This window comes from Flavobacterium urocaniciphilum (genome assembly GCF_900110615.1).
GTDB lineage: Bacteria > Bacteroidota > Bacteroidia > Flavobacteriales > Flavobacteriaceae > Flavobacterium > Flavobacterium urocaniciphilum.
The window spans coordinates 229,331-243,655 of sequence record NZ_FOEI01000004.1; the positions used below are offsets into that span (position 1 = coordinate 229,331).

The following is a 14,325-nucleotide window of genomic DNA, read 5'->3' on the forward strand; positions in this document are numbered from 1 at the left end:
TATTTTAGATTATGGAAGTTATTGGAAAAATCAAAGTCATTAACCCTACACAAGAAGTTAGTGCATCATTCAAAAAAAGAGAATTAGTAGTTACTACTGAAGAGCAGTATCCTCAACATATTTCTATTGAATTTCAACAAGCAAAAGTTGACGATTTAAATTCATTTCAAGTTGGAGAACAAGTAAAAGTTTCTATCAATTTAAGAGGTAGAGAATGGACATCTCCACAAGGTGAAGTAAAACATTTCAACACTATTACAGGTTGGAGAATTGAAAGATTAGTTGCTGCAGCTCCAGCTAGCGCACCTGAAATGCCTCCAATGCCTGCTGCAGACGCCTTTGCTCCTGCAACAAACTTTAACGAAGAAGAACACGACGATTTACCATTTTAAAAGTTAGAAGTCAGAATATAGAAGTCAGAAGTTAAGCATTTACTTAATTTCTGGCTTTTTAATTTAACTGAATTCTAAATTCTAATTTCTGAATTCCAAATGCATTTCCTTACCAAAGATTTATACTTTCCTCCTATTGAAGAAACTTCTTCTGAAGGCATTATTGCTGTTGGTGGCGATTTGTCTCCTGAGCGACTTCTATTAGCCTACAGTAACGGTATTTTTCCTTGGTATAATGAAGATGAGCCCATTTTATGGTGGTGCCCGGAAGAAAGAATGGTCTTGTTTTTTGACGATTTACGCATCACGAAAAGCATGCGAAACATCATTAATCGTCAAGAATTTAAAGTAACTTTCAATACTGCGTTTGAAGAAGTAATTACCAATTGTCAACAAGCAGTTAGAAAAGAACAAGATGGCACTTGGATTACTAAAGACATTGTAAAAGCCTACGTAAAATTACATGAATTGGGTTATGCAAAAAGTGTAGAAGTTTGGAAAAACGATGAATTGGTTGGCGGCTTATACGGTATCGATTTAGGTGATGTTTTTTGTGGAGAAAGTATGTTTTCCAAAGTTTCTAATGCCAGTAAAGTTGCTTTTATTCATTTAGCAAAACAATTAGAAATGGCTAACTACAAAATATTAGATTGTCAAGTTTATAACGATCATTTAGCCAGTTTAGGTTGTGTAGAAATTGATCGCGACGATTTTTTAATGATTTTGAAGAGTTAGTTGTAACGCATAGATTCACATAGAAACACAGCGATTTGCTAAGTTTAGCATAAAAATCTAACTGAATAGTTAATTTTCTTCTATTCTATCTTGATATTTCACATACAATTCTTCTACTTTTTTTCGCGCCCATTCAGTTTTGCGCAAAAATGTTAAACTTGATTTTATAGAAGGATTACTTTTAAAACAATTAATCGGAATCAATTCTGCTAAGGTATCAAACCCAAAATAGCCGACTAATTTTTCAAGTATGTATTGTAATGTTTTTCCGTGAAGTGGATCCATTTGATTTGGGATTTACGAGTTACGATTTGGGATTTGGGATTTACGAATTAAGATTTAAAACTGCGACTTCGACTGAACACTAAAAACTGAAACTACTTTCTTGTCCAACAATCCTCTACATGGTCGTTTATCATTCCGGTAGCTTGCATGTGTGCATACACAACAGTTGAACCAACAAATTTAAAACCTCTCTTTTTCAAATCTTTGCTTAATTTATCAGAAATTTCCGTGGTTGCTTGTACGTCTTTTAATGATTTTGGATGATTATCAATCGGTTTTCCTCCTACAAAATCCCAAATATATTTAGAAAATGTTCCGAATTCTTCTTGAACTTTAATAAAAGCTTGCGCATTTGAAACAGCCGCTTTAATTTTTAATTTGTTTCTAATTATTCCTGCATCTTCACATAAAATTTGAAGTTTTGTATCCGAATAGTTGGCCACTTTCTTCACATCAAATTTATCAAATGCTTTTCGGAAATTTTCTCTTTTCGCTAAAACAGTATACCAGCTTAAACCCGCTTGAAAGGTTTCTAAAATTAAAAACTCAAAAATTGTTGCATCATCATAAACGGGTTTTCCCCATTCATTATCATGATAATTACGATACAAATCATCTTTTTCGCACCAAGCACAACGTTGCTTATTCATTGTCTAAAGGTTTTTCGTTATTGTGTATATACTTCCCAATGATATAATGTCCTAAATAAATTAAAGGTGTTAACGCAATGGCAATTAACAATTTTACGGTATAACCTGTTAATCCAGAACTAATATATTGTTCTGTATTCATTTTACCCGTCATCCAAAAAGCAATTCCTAGTACGATAAAACTGTCGAAAAATTGCGAAATAACTGTAGAGCCCGTACTTCGCAACCAAATCATTTTATTTCCCGTTTTATTTTTGAAGAAATTAAAAAAAGTAACATCAATTAATTGTGAAACTAAAAACGCAGTAATACTTCCTACAATAATCCACATACTTTGACCGAATACGGCATTGAATTGTGTATCGGTAATGAAATTTTTTCCTGTTGCGGCCGGAATAGACATTCCGATATAAAGAAGAAAAAAGGCATAAGCAATTAATCCAGCGGTTATAAAACTCAACCGTTGCACGCCTTTTTTTCCAAAATATTCATTTATTAAATCGGTTACGATAAAAACTACAGGCCAAGGTAAAATTCCAACACTCATTAAAGTATCGCCTACATAAATAAGTTTACCACCAATGAGTTCAGCAACAACTGCATTGGTGATAAATATTCCAGCTAGGATGACATATACAATTTCCTTTTTTGTTTTTAACATAGATTACTCTTCGTAATATTCATCGTCGTAATAATCTTCCGAATTGACTTTTGAGAACGTCACTCGTAAATGGTTATCATTCAACGATTCATCAATCATATTTTTAATTTTATGATCAATTTCTTTGTCTTCTAAAATTCTTTCTCTTCCTAATTTTTTGAATGCTTTTAAATTCAATTTATCATTTTCATCATAAACAAAAGCAATAGCAGATAACGTTTCCGAATTTTTACCATACGAATCTTCTTCAATGTTAATATTCTTATAGAAATAGTATGCTATTTTTTTATCCTTAAATGTTTCTACATGTTCTTTTACAATTACAATTGAATCATTTTCTGCTTTATAATCTTCATAAAAACGAATGGCTGCCAATACAATTGAATCTTTCGAAAATTTATTCAATTCGTCGTTTTGTTTGTTATGATACAACATTTGAAACGCAGTATATTTCGTTTTATCATTGCTTACTAATTTTTCAATACTTTTTTTGTCTAACTTTTTATTTCGAGCCAATTCTCTATTCGCAATAGCTACATTCAATTCGTCTAAATTTAATTTTTCAGCTTTGATGTATAATTGCTCAATATCTTTTTCCTTTTTAAATGGATATAAAATTGACAAATAACTGTTTAATTCTTCAACAGGTGCTTCTTCATCATTATATCCGTATTCATCTTCTTCTTCAGCATCTTTATTTGTTTTCCAGCTTAATAATCGTTTGTACTCTAATTTTGCATTGGTTAGCAACATTTTTTTGTACGATTTTAATTTTTTAGGCTGAACTTTTCCTGAATTTAATAAGATTTGTGTAAACTTTACAATTGGTTCATGATATTCTTTGATACTGTAATACTCTAAAATATTTGGATACAGCACTTGAGAATGCTCTACATCTTCAGTAAACATGTGGAATAAATTGTTTATCACATATTTTTCAGAAATAGGTAAATCATACTCTAATAATTCACCAATTTTTTTATACGCTTCTTTATTTTTTTGATACGCTAATGCTTTTAAAATAGAAAACTGTACTAAAGTAGAAACGTCTTGTTTTTTATACGATTGTTCTAAAAACGCAATTGTTGCAGGCGATTTTATCGTACCAATTTTCTCATATAAATTGCTTAAAAATTCCATTTCATCATTACGGAAATCGAAATTCTCAATCAAATCTTTTAAATTATTAAAATCAGCATCTTCAACCGTTAATTGATCGAAAGATTTAATCGCTGAATATCTAATACTATCGTGTTCGCTATTTAAATCTTCCTCAAAATATTTGAATTTATTTTCAAATAAACTTTTTGAAGTTACATTATCATCTACTTTAAATGAAGTGAAAACTTTTTCAATAAACTCGTTATCGTTTTTATAATTTTTATCCACTAAAGTATTAATAGAATAATATTCTCCTTTTTTCAGTACGATTTTATATTTTATGGCTTGAGTCGATTTTGGCTTAGTTGCCATAACTTCATACACATAATAATCGTTTGCTACATCTTTAATGAATTTTTCATTCGTTAATTCTAATTTTTGATTAGAAATTAATGATAACGACTTATCCCAAGTTGAAGATTTATAATCTAACGGATTAAATTTTTCTTCTTTTTTACTTTCATTTTCTACTAAAGTAACATCTGAACTAGCATCATAAGCAACTGCTGCAGCAGTATCAACAGCCACTGTAGCATAATCATAATCGTTATAATCATTATAACGTTGTCTCGATTCAAAATCTTCGCTAATGTTTTTCTTAACTTTATTGAATAACGAATCTACACTTTTATAACTTTCATAGCGATGTGGCTCTGAATACGTAATTTCAACCATATTTTTATTTGGCGAAAAGAACTCATAGTTTTTATATTTCGACTCAAAATGATTGGTTTTACTGTCATCTTTATATCGATCTTTTCTTTCAAATTTGAAATCTAAATATTCGTTTTGTTGTTTTGGAATTTCTACAGAAAAATGACTTGCTGTATCTTTAAATACTTTGTAAACAATTTCTTCTTTTGGCTTAGTAATTTCAAACGAATTGAAATATTCATCTACTTTATTTTTAGAAGCGTTTATGGTTCCTAAAAGGTAATATTTGTTTCCTTTTAATACTGATTTTAAATAAATATTTTTCTCTTTTAATTTAGATTGAGAAATGAATTCAAATTTTTTCGAATCGAAATGTGTGTTCGTAGAATCTAATTCGTGTTCGTTATAGAATTCATAATGCATTCTTTTCAATTCAAATTCCGAATCTTCCAAGTTTGAAATATCCATTAACGTACTTTCAATTAAGAAATAATGTGCATTTTCTTTTTCATCAAAAGCATAAATTTCTGTATCTTCTAACTTCTTATTATCGTTTTTATTTCCAACAAAAGCATAATAAGCAGGCACTTTTACTTTAAAACCTTTTTTATTTGGAACAACATCAACAAAATCTTGTTTATATGATTTTATTTTAATGTTATTGTAAACCTCATCACCAAATTTGTTTACATATTCTCCTTCTCCACTCATAATTACAGCAATAATTTCAAGTGGTGTTATGTAATATCTGTATCTTTCGTTTTTACCCGTTTTCGTTTTACTTTTGATATCGTACACAAAATAATTCTTTTCTTGGTATGATTTCTTTTCTAAAATATCACCAGGAATATTTTCGAAGAACAAACTATCTAAAGTTTTATGATTGAATTTTTCATCTTTTTTACTGATGAAATCTTTTAACAACAATCTTTTTACATTGATGTATCCACCATTTCCTAAATCTGGAGATTCTAAATTTTCACCATTTTTTAACACTAATGGAAATAAAGGCAATGAAACCATTTCATCTGAAGTCGTGTTGATTTCAAAAGTTGGTTTTACAAAGTAATCTTCAATTTGTTTTTTAAGTTTTTTTCCTTTTTCTGTATATTCCGAAAGAATTGGAGTTACCGTATACCCTTTGCGTCTTAAGATCTCAATCATTCCTTTGTTACCTGGCAAGTGAGCAGCACCAACAGCTGCAAACAAACTACCCGTTTTCATGATTGAATCCATGCTTTTAGCCATAATTTCGTTACGATCAAATAACATGGCTTTATTGTAGATTTTCGGAGAAGAAAGCATGTTTAAGGTATCAATTAAATCTAAATCTTTCTCACGATATGCGTCTCTTAAAACCTCAGCATACGAACGTTTCTTTAATAATTTTAAAAGTGTTTGCTTGTTATCATCTACTTCATCACGATCCATTTCTGCTTGTGCTTTTTCGATATTCCAAGTCGTTTTTTTAACATCTTCTAAACCTAATGTCTTTTTACCGTATTTTTTTCCTGTTCGATAAATGAACATGTCTAAATAGGTTTCTTCTTGATATTCTTGACGGTATTCATTCGTTCTCGACAATAAACCAATTAAATTATAATTTGAACCTCTAAAAAGATAATACAAATAATCTTTCTCAATTGGAGAAGTGTAAAAATTAGAGTAAAACGAACCATAAGATTTAACCGTTCTGTAAAAACCGAATAAATCGTACATTTCGCTCCAAGTATTAGGCTCACTTTCATTTGCCACAAAATCTGCAGCTAATAATTTTTCAAAAAAAGAATCGGATAAATGATATGAAACTTTGTCACTTACGTGCATCGTTCCATACATATAGGATTTTTTTGTTAAGCCGTTTCCAGAGATTTCCCAAAACAAACTTTGGTATTTTTTTTCTTGTGCGAAAGTAGAAATTGACAAAAATGCCAATAAAATAAAAATCTTTTTCAAAGTAATTTACATTAGGTTAAATTTCACCAAATATAACGAATTGAAAAAGATTTTATTGTTAATTTTTTAGAAAAATGTAGTTATTTCCAACGAATAGTTTCAATCATTTTTTTCATATCATTCTTAATATAATCGGCCGCCGGAAGTATAGAATCGAAATTAGGTTTTGAGTAAAAATACATACTTGCTGTTACAAAATTTCGTGTACTATCCGTTACATAAAATTGCGCATTAGTTGCTGCATTTCCACCAACTTGATAAAACATACCATACACCTTGTCATTAGCATTAATATAGGGTTGTTCCGCAATATCATTCGCCTTGATTACATGTTCATACGTTAGTTTTTGCGCATCAACCAATAATTTTTCTAAATTATTTTGAACTGGTTTATACGTTAAATAAACCGTAGCTTTCATTTTTGGATAATGAATTTCTAATCCGCAGTTTGAAGTTGCTTTAACCGTTGTTAATTCATTTTTCTCGAAATCGAAACCACAAGAATTGGAAAACTTCTGATATTTAGCAGGCGGATATTCTAAACTTAATTGACCTTTTGGTTTTGGCATTTTTTCATCACCACAAGAAAGCAAAGCTATACTTAATAGAGTAAAAAACAGGTTCTTTTTCATATCAATTGTATTTTATTAAAAAAGAACATAGTTAACAGTAAAAGAGTAATTTCTTTTAACCATTATCTATATTCTTTTCTTTTTTAAAAATTTCTGTAAAAATATAAATCTATTCTAGTGATTCAAAATCTAAATCTTTTGAACTAGGCGGATTTGTGTTCGGAGCTTTAGACAAATCAGAATCTTTTTTAGTATTTAAAAAAGTAAATTCTGTTACTTGAATTTCAGTAGTATATTTCGTTGTACCGTCTTCCGCTGTCCATTGTCTCGATTTAATACGACCTTCTATGTAAATTTTATCTCCTTTTGAAAGGTATTTTTCACATAATTCAGCAGCTTTATTTCGCACTACTATATTATGCCATTCTGTAGAAGTTATTTTTTCACCGGTAGATTTATTTATATATACTTCATTTGTTGCCAAAGGAAATCTACCAATACAATTTGCTGCATCAAAATAATGCATTTTTACTTCGTCTCCTAAATGTCCAATTAGAATAACTTTATTTAACGTACCGTTCATGGCTTATACTTTTTATCAAATTTACTAATTTTTATTTAGAATACAATTTTTTCCATGAAATTATGTAGGACAATTGGTACAGGTAACTCCTTAACCTCTTGCAAAGTATAAACATTCTCAACTAAAACCTGTTTCGTTTTCACAAAATAAAATTTAATATTTAATTGTTGATGCGAAAGTTTATGTACTACATCGAAGTTATTATAATGATAAAAGTCTTCAATTGAGAAATCTTGTGAAACGCTTTTTAAAACCTCTTTTTCAGTTATTTCGTTCTCCGATTCTATACAATAAAACTCGTATAAATTTTTCCAAATTCCAGTACCCGTTCTTTTTTGCAAAAGGTAATTTCCAATTGAATCTTGGACTATTATATAATTCAAATATCTTTTTCTAACTTCAACCTTTTTAAGTTTTACAGGAAGTTCTGCAACCAAATTTAATTTATAGGCTTCACAACTAGTATTTAAAACACAACTTTCACAATTCGGATTTTTAGGCACACATTGTAAAGCACCAAACTCCATTATCGCTTGATTATGTATGTTGGGATTCTTTTCAGACAACACATTTTGTGCTAATTCTTGAAAATATTTTTTGGAAGTATTTTGTGAAATATCGTAATTAACACTAAACACTCTTGCTAAAACTCTAAATACATTCCCATCTACTACTGCAACAGGTTCATTAGAAGAAAATGACGCAATTGCTGCTGCTGTATAGGTTCCAATACCTTTCAATTGTATCAATTCAGCATATGTATTAGGAAAAATACCATTATATTGTTCAACCACAATTTTAGCGGTAAAATGTAAATTTCTAGCTCTAGAATAGTACCCTAATCCTTGCCAAAGCTTTAAAACTTCTTGTTCAGATGCATTTGCAAGATCAAAAACTGTTGGAAAAGCATTGATGAAATTTAAATAATATGGCAATCCTTGGTTGACTCTTGTTTGTTGTAAAATAATTTCAGAAAGCCAAATTTTGTAAGCATCATTGGTGTTTCGCCACGGTAAATCCCTGAAATTTTGTTGGTACCAATTGATAATTTTAGTTGAAAAATTCATATAAAAATCTAAGGTTACAAAAATAAATCATTTATATGGTTAAATTTTAGTTCATTAAGTTTGAATTTGTATTTTTTTAATTCATATATTTGCACACTCAAAAAAATTCATACAATTTAATACGAAAAGAAAATGACGAAAGCAGACATCGTAGCGAAAATTTCAGAAAGATTAGGCCTAGAAAAAGGTGACGTTCAAGCTACTGTAGAATCATTCATGGAAGAAGTAAAAAATTCTTTAGAAACTGGAGACAATGTTTATTTAAGAGGTTTTGGAAGTTTTATCGTTAAAACTAGAGCTGAAAAAACAGGAAGAAACATCTCTAAGAATACAACTATCAAAATTCCTGCTCACAACATTCCAGCTTTTAAACCAGCTAAAGTATTCGTAGAAAGCGTAAAAGAAAAGACAGAAGTAACTGTATAATATTATTTATTAATTAAAAACTACACATTATGCCAAGTGGTAAAAAAAGAAAAAGACATAAGGTAGCGACGCACAAACGTAAAAAAAGAGCGAGAGCTAACCGTCACAAAAAGAAAAAGTAGTCTAAAAACTACTTTTCTTTGTTTAGAAAAGAATTAAAGTTCATTGAATTCTGAATTTTAATATACTATTGATTTGTCAATTTTATACTAAAATTCTACCGGGTATTTTACCTAAATTGTTTAATCCATCCTAGCAATAAGTTGATAGTTTATTGATTTTTATCAATGAATTACAAAAATGTTCGGATATAAAAGATACAGCATGAACAAAGAATTAATCATTAGATCTGGTTCTGATGCGGTAGATTTTGCCTTATTAAAAGATGGAAAACTAATTGAATTACACAAAGAAAAAGACGCTGGCGATAATCAGCAATTTCAGGTTGGAGATATTTTTATTGCAAAAATTAGAAAACCTGTTGCCGGATTAAATGCAGCATTTGTACACTTAGGTTATGAAAAAGATGCTTTTTTGCATTACCATGACTTGGGTCCAAACTTAGGTTCTTTGATTAAATTCATTAAACTTGTAAGCGCAGGTAAAATAAAAGATTATTCACTCAAAAATTTCCCTTTTGAGCCTGAAATCAATAAAGACGGTACTATCATGGATGTGTTAAGTGCCAATCAATCGATTTTAGTTCAAATAGTTAAAGAACCGATCTCAACCAAAGGACCAAGAATTAGTTCTGAGATTTCTTTAGCGGGTAGATATGTTGTATTAGTTCCGTTTTCGGATCGTGTTTCTATTTCACAAAAAATTGGAGATAGAGCAGAAAAAGACCGATTAAAAAAACTATTACAATCTATTAAACCAAAGGGATTTGGGGTTATTGTAAGAACAGTAGCCGAAGGCAAAAAAGCAGCCGAAATTGAAAAAGATCTTGAAAACTTATTAGACCGTTGGTCTGGCATGTGCAAAAGATTACAAACTGCTCATCATCCTTCAAAAGTATTAGGAGAACTTACTAAGTCTTCTTCTATGCTTAGAGATATATTTAACGATACTTTTACAAGTATTCAAGTAGATGATGAAAATTTGTTTTTACAAACGAAGGAGTATTTGCAAGAAATAGCTCCGGATAAAGTGTCTATCGTAAAACACTATCAGTCGAAAGAACTGCCACTTTTTGAGAAATATCATATAGAAAGACAAATTAAGACCTCTTTTGGAAAAACAGTTTCTATGAGTAAAGGTGCTTATTTGATTATTGAACACACAGAAGCATTACACGTAATTGACGTAAACTCTGGTAACCGATCAAACAAAGCCTTAAACCAAGAAGATACTGCTTTAGAAGTAAACATGATTGCAGCAGCAGAAATTGCGCGTCAATTACGTCTAAGAGATATGGGAGGAATTATTGTAGTCGATTTTATTGATATGCAAAATCCAGACAATAGAAAAGTATTGTTTGATTTCTTAAAAGAAGAAATGAGTGACGACAAGGCCAAGCATAAAATCTTGCCTCCTAGTAAATTTGGATTGGTTCAAATTACTAGACAAAGAGTTAGACCTGAAGTTAATATTGAAACAAGCGAAGAGAATCCGAACGAAAACGGACAAATTGAAGCGCCAATTTTAATTATTGACAAAATAACGTCTAAACTAGAAAGCATTATAAAAGACCACAAAAAAGTTGTACTTAACGCACATCCATTTGTGGCAGCATACCTTACTAAAGGTTTTCCATCCTTACGTTCAAAATGGTTTTTTGAACATAAGAAATGGGTGAAAATTATACCACGTGACGCTTACACGTACTTAGAATATCATTTCTTCGATCAAGAAGGAAAAGAAATTTTATAAAAAACTAAACCGTTCCGAAAATATCGGAACGGTTTTTTTTATGTAAAAAATTTAATTATTCACTTTCAAATTCAACTTTTCGCCTAACTTCATTTCCATTTGAATCTACCACAGTAATAACATGAAATCCGTTAGAAGCAAATACAGGCATTTCATGAAACGTTTTTGTAGCACCTAAATATTTTTGATCAATATACCAAAACAACTCAGAATTGGAATCTGAAAGCGCTACTTTAAAAATAGCGGCTTGTATTTTACCATTAAAATCTTTAGCTAAAATTACTTTTGTATTCGCTTTTGGATAGATGAAATCCATAAATTTATCTTGCTGAGCATTTACACAATCTTCCCTAAAAGGAGGCAAATTTAAATAATCAACATTTTTACTTTTATAATACCATTCCATTACAGGCGGCAATACAAACCACGATTTAGAAACAATATTATCAACCGATTCACAACTACTATTTACTCTAAAATGCAAAGTCTGATCTAAATGAACAATTTTATGATACGGACAAGTTTTTGTTTTTTTAGCTCTTTTGGCAATGAATTGTTTTTTTGAAGGACAAAATTCTGTAGCCAAATGTCCCGATTTTTCACAAACCATCACTTCTTCTAAATCTTTATAAGGCTCATCAAACCATTTTGAACGGGGTAATAATTGAAAAACATCAAACAAAACTGGCGCTGCCGTATCTACTCCCGTCAACAATGGCCTTCCTTCTCCTGTTGCATTACCTACCCAAACTCCAACTACATAATCTTTCGTTACTCCAACAGCCCAGGCATCTCGACTTCCGAAACTAGTACCCGTTTTCCATGCAATTTCAAGAGAAGAATCATAAAATCGCCAAGCTTCATCACCTTGTGGTCTATTCACTTCTTTCATTGCATTAAATGTTTGCCAAATTGGTCCTGCACCTAAAATTGTTTTTTGTGTAGATTCTGTTCCGAAATCCAATTTATTATCGAATTGATAATTCAATTGGGCCATTTCTTCGTTACGATATTTACCTCGTGATAAAGCAAAATAATTATTGGTTCTAGCCATATAAGCATAAGCCTTTGTTAAATCCCACAAATTAGATTCAGCACCACCTAAAATTAATGACAAACCATAATCTGAAGGTTGTCTATTAATATTTCTCAACTTTAATTTTTGCAATTGTTCATAAAATTTATTCACTGAATAATCTTGCAACATTAGTACTGAAGGAATATTTAAGGAACGTGCTAATGCTCTACTTGCAGGAACGGCACCATCATAAGTAAGATTAAAATTTTGTGGCGTATATCCTGAAATTTGAGTTGGAACATCTGCTACTAATGTTTCTGGCAACAAATCTCCGTCATCTAACATGGATGCGTACAAATACGGTTTTAAAATACTACCTGTACTTCTAGGTGCTTCAATAATATCTACATCTTTTTGATGTTGTTTTTCGGTTGGTGTGTTTCCAACATAACTGATAATATTGTTCGTTTTCACATCCAGAACAATTACTGCCATATTATAAACCTGATTTTGCTTATAAATCTGATAATATTGATTTACAATTTCATTAGTACGTTGCTGCAAACTACTTTGAATAGTTGTTTTTACTTTTTCACCACGATGTTCTTTAGCCACTTTTTCAACCAAATGAGGTGCAATTTTTGGCAAATCGAAAGGTTTTTGCGGCAACGTTTCTTGTAAAGAAAGTTCATAGGTTTCCTTATCTATTACTTTTTCAATAAATAACTTTTTTAGCAGCCTATTTCTTTTTTTAAGTAATTTTTCCTGATTCTTACCTGGATATATTAAACTTGGCGCATTTGGTAAAACCGCCAATGTAGCCGTTTCAGCCCAAGATAATTGATGCGGTTGCAATCCGAAATATTTCCAAGATGCCATTTCAATTCCAACCACATTGCTTCCATAAGGCGCATGTGAAGCATACAATTGCAAAATTTTTTCTTTAGAATGACGAAATTCTAAACGTGTCGCTAAAATTATTTCAAATATTTTTTCGAAATAACTACGCTTTTTTCCGTTTCTATGTAAACGAATGACTTGTTGTGTTAGTGTACTTCCACCACGAACCACGCGACCCGCTTTTCTATTTTCCTGAATCGCATGAACAATGGAAACTGGATTAAATCCGAAATGTTTATAAAAATGTTGGTCTTCAAAAGCGACGATGCATTTTTTAAATTTATCTGGAATGCTATCATTTTCAGGAAAACGCCATTGTCCGTCAGAAGCTATTTTTGCCCCTAATAATTGCCCTTCTGCACTTTCTATAACCGTTGAATAACTAGTATCAAACAATTGAAAAGGCAACGAAAAATAATACAAAACCAACAAAATAAAGCAAACAATAGATTTCTTTTTATGGTGTAGAATTTTCTGTTTGACTTTTGAATATAAGGCTAAAAATTTCGTTTTCATTTAGTTGTTTTCAAAAAATTTATCATAAAACTCATTTAACTTTTTGCCTCTATAATTCTTTTTAAATTTCAATTCTAACGAATCTTTATCCAAATTCAAATTTTCAGAATATTTGATGTATTGTGCATGATGTTTCATATCGGCGATTTTCAAACTTACCTCAACTTCTTTATATGGAATCAATTTATGGTTTTTCCAATAATAGATTGTTTGAGAAAACGGCATGTACCAACTTCCTTCATAAACCACTTCAATTCTGGATTCTTTAGGTTTAAACTCATATATACTTGAAAAAAAATAACCACCATTGTAAAATTTATTTTCAGCTTTACTAAATCCAAAAAAATAATTATAACAATTTCCATTCATATTAAAATGACCTATAGATTGAATTTCAGAAATTCCATCATTGTTTAAATCTACAGATTGAAAATAAACAACATTATCAACTTCCGAAGAATGTAGGTACTTCCATTTTTTATTTTGAAGCATATAAAAATCAATTTTAGCTTGCTCTTCTGAATAAACATTTGGGCAAACAATTGCATAAATATCACCCTCTTTTTCTAATCTTGTAAAAGCAACTACTTGACCATTATACAACTCATATTCACCAACAGGACTAATAGCATTATATATTGAATCTGAAGTAAGTTCTTTATCAATGTCAATATTTGCTTGTAAAACACTATCTATATTAATGGGCTTTTCTTCTGTTTCTTCCACAATTTCTCCTTTTTCAACTGTAACTGAATCTACGAAAGAAACAGTTACAGTATCAACCACATCAATACTTGAATCAATATATTGGTTTTTTGGTTTACATGAAACAATTACAAACAATACACTAGCTATAATAGCTATGAAATTTTCCATG

General features: G+C 30.3%; 13 protein-coding genes. 4 read left to right on the top strand and 9 right to left on the bottom strand.

Translation table 11 applies throughout. The features are described from left to right. Positions 1–11 precede the first annotated feature (11 nt). Together BMY86_RS09185 and aat are read left to right on the top strand one after the other, a co-directional pair. Positions 12–392, top strand: coding sequence for a DUF3127 domain-containing protein (locus tag BMY86_RS09185; RefSeq protein WP_091468017.1), 381 nt, complete (start codon positions 12–14; stop codon positions 390–392). A gap of 99 nt (positions 393–491) precedes the next feature. Next, complete coding sequence (gene aat, locus BMY86_RS09190) at positions 492–1,127, top strand: leucyl/phenylalanyl-tRNA--protein transferase (RefSeq protein WP_091468020.1); 636 nt, start codon at positions 492–494, stop codon at positions 1,125–1,127. A 69-nt stretch (positions 1,128–1,196) separates the two neighbouring features. On the opposite strand, the gene BMY86_RS09195 is transcribed toward aat, so the two are convergent. The 7 genes from BMY86_RS09195 to mutY form a co-directional block, all read right to left on the bottom strand. Then, positions 1,197–1,412, bottom strand: a complete 216-nt coding sequence (locus tag BMY86_RS09195; RefSeq protein ID WP_091468023.1) for a VF530 family protein — start codon at positions 1,410–1,412, stop codon at positions 1,197–1,199. Positions 1,413–1,504: 92 nt separating this feature from the next. Further along, complete coding sequence (locus BMY86_RS09200; RefSeq protein WP_091468026.1) at positions 1,505–2,062, bottom strand: DNA-3-methyladenine glycosylase I; 558 nt, start codon at positions 2,060–2,062, stop codon at positions 1,505–1,507. Beyond that, positions 2,055–2,723 (bottom strand): queuosine precursor transporter, encoded by a 669-nt coding sequence (locus BMY86_RS09205; RefSeq protein ID WP_091468030.1) that lies wholly within the window; start codon positions 2,721–2,723, stop codon positions 2,055–2,057. The genes BMY86_RS09200 and BMY86_RS09205 overlap by 8 nt, the downstream gene beginning before the upstream one ends. Before the next feature lie 3 nt (positions 2,724–2,726). Then, positions 2,727–6,494, bottom strand: coding sequence for a TraB/GumN family protein (locus BMY86_RS09210; RefSeq protein ID WP_143065634.1), 3,768 nt, complete (start codon positions 6,492–6,494; stop codon positions 2,727–2,729). An 80-nt stretch (positions 6,495–6,574) separates the two neighbouring features. Then, positions 6,575–7,126 carry a gliding motility lipoprotein GldD gene (gene gldD, locus BMY86_RS09215; protein ID WP_091468038.1) on the bottom strand — a complete coding sequence of 184 codons (552 nt, stop codon included), beginning with the start codon at positions 7,124–7,126 and terminating at the stop codon, positions 6,575–6,577. A 109-nt stretch (positions 7,127–7,235) separates the two neighbouring features. Continuing rightward, positions 7,236–7,649: a single-stranded DNA-binding protein gene (locus BMY86_RS09220; protein WP_091468041.1), complete on the bottom strand. Its 414-nt coding sequence runs from the start codon at positions 7,647–7,649 to the stop codon at positions 7,236–7,238. Between the two features lie 35 nt (positions 7,650–7,684). Next, entirely contained in the window at positions 7,685–8,716 is a 1,032-nt protein-coding gene (mutY, locus tag BMY86_RS09225) for an A/G-specific adenine glycosylase (protein WP_091468044.1), read from the bottom strand. Between the two features lie 132 nt (positions 8,717–8,848). Here mutY and BMY86_RS09230 point away from each other — a divergent pair, with 132 nt between their 5' ends. After that, entirely contained in the window at positions 8,849–9,142 is a 294-nt protein-coding gene (locus tag BMY86_RS09230; protein ID WP_091468047.1) for an HU family DNA-binding protein, read from the top strand. Between the two features lie 324 nt (positions 9,143–9,466). Further along, a complete protein-coding gene (locus BMY86_RS09235; RefSeq protein WP_091468150.1) occupies positions 9,467–11,014 on the top strand; it encodes an Rne/Rng family ribonuclease in 1,548 nt (515 codons plus the stop codon). A 55-nt stretch (positions 11,015–11,069) separates the two neighbouring features. Here the strand turns inward: BMY86_RS09235 and pbpC are convergent, their stop codons facing one another. Then, positions 11,070–13,448 (bottom strand): penicillin-binding protein 1C, encoded by a 2,379-nt coding sequence (pbpC, locus tag BMY86_RS09240; RefSeq protein WP_091468050.1) that lies wholly within the window; start codon positions 13,446–13,448, stop codon positions 11,070–11,072. After that, the gene (locus tag BMY86_RS09245; RefSeq protein ID WP_091468053.1) at positions 13,449–14,324 is read right to left on the bottom strand and encodes a hypothetical protein; all 876 of its coding nucleotides are present in this window, start codon (positions 14,322–14,324) and stop codon (positions 13,449–13,451) included. Position 14,325 lies beyond the last annotated feature (1 nt).

What these genes read in the sequence shown, in the direction of transcription:
- BMY86_RS09195 (WP_091468023.1), bottom strand. Translation starts at nt 1,412, where the DNA reads ATGGATCCACTTCACGGAAAAACATTACAATACATACTTGAAAAATTA.
- BMY86_RS09220 (WP_091468041.1), bottom strand. Translation starts at nt 7,649, where the DNA reads ATGAACGGTACGTTAAATAAAGTTATTCTAATTGGACATTTAGGAGAC.
- BMY86_RS09230 (WP_091468047.1), top strand. Translation starts at nt 8,849, where the DNA reads ATGACGAAAGCAGACATCGTAGCGAAAATTTCAGAAAGATTAGGCCTA.
- aat (WP_091468020.1), top strand. Translation starts at nt 492, where the DNA reads ATGCATTTCCTTACCAAAGATTTATACTTTCCTCCTATTGAAGAAACT.
- pbpC (WP_091468050.1), bottom strand. Translation starts at nt 13,448, where the DNA reads ATGAAAACGAAATTTTTAGCCTTATATTCAAAAGTCAAACAGAAAATT.
- mutY (WP_091468044.1), bottom strand. Translation starts at nt 8,716, where the DNA reads ATGAATTTTTCAACTAAAATTATCAATTGGTACCAACAAAATTTCAGG.
- BMY86_RS09245 (WP_091468053.1), bottom strand. Translation starts at nt 14,324, where the DNA reads ATGGAAAATTTCATAGCTATTATAGCTAGTGTATTGTTTGTAATTGTT.
- BMY86_RS09205 (WP_091468030.1), bottom strand. Translation starts at nt 2,723, where the DNA reads ATGTTAAAAACAAAAAAGGAAATTGTATATGTCATCCTAGCTGGAATA.
- BMY86_RS09185 (WP_091468017.1), top strand. Translation starts at nt 12, where the DNA reads ATGGAAGTTATTGGAAAAATCAAAGTCATTAACCCTACACAAGAAGTT.
- BMY86_RS09200 (WP_091468026.1), bottom strand. Translation starts at nt 2,062, where the DNA reads ATGAATAAGCAACGTTGTGCTTGGTGCGAAAAAGATGATTTGTATCGT.
- gldD (WP_091468038.1), bottom strand. Translation starts at nt 7,126, where the DNA reads ATGAAAAAGAACCTGTTTTTTACTCTATTAAGTATAGCTTTGCTTTCT.
- BMY86_RS09235 (WP_091468150.1), top strand. Translation starts at nt 9,467, where the DNA reads ATGAACAAAGAATTAATCATTAGATCTGGTTCTGATGCGGTAGATTTT.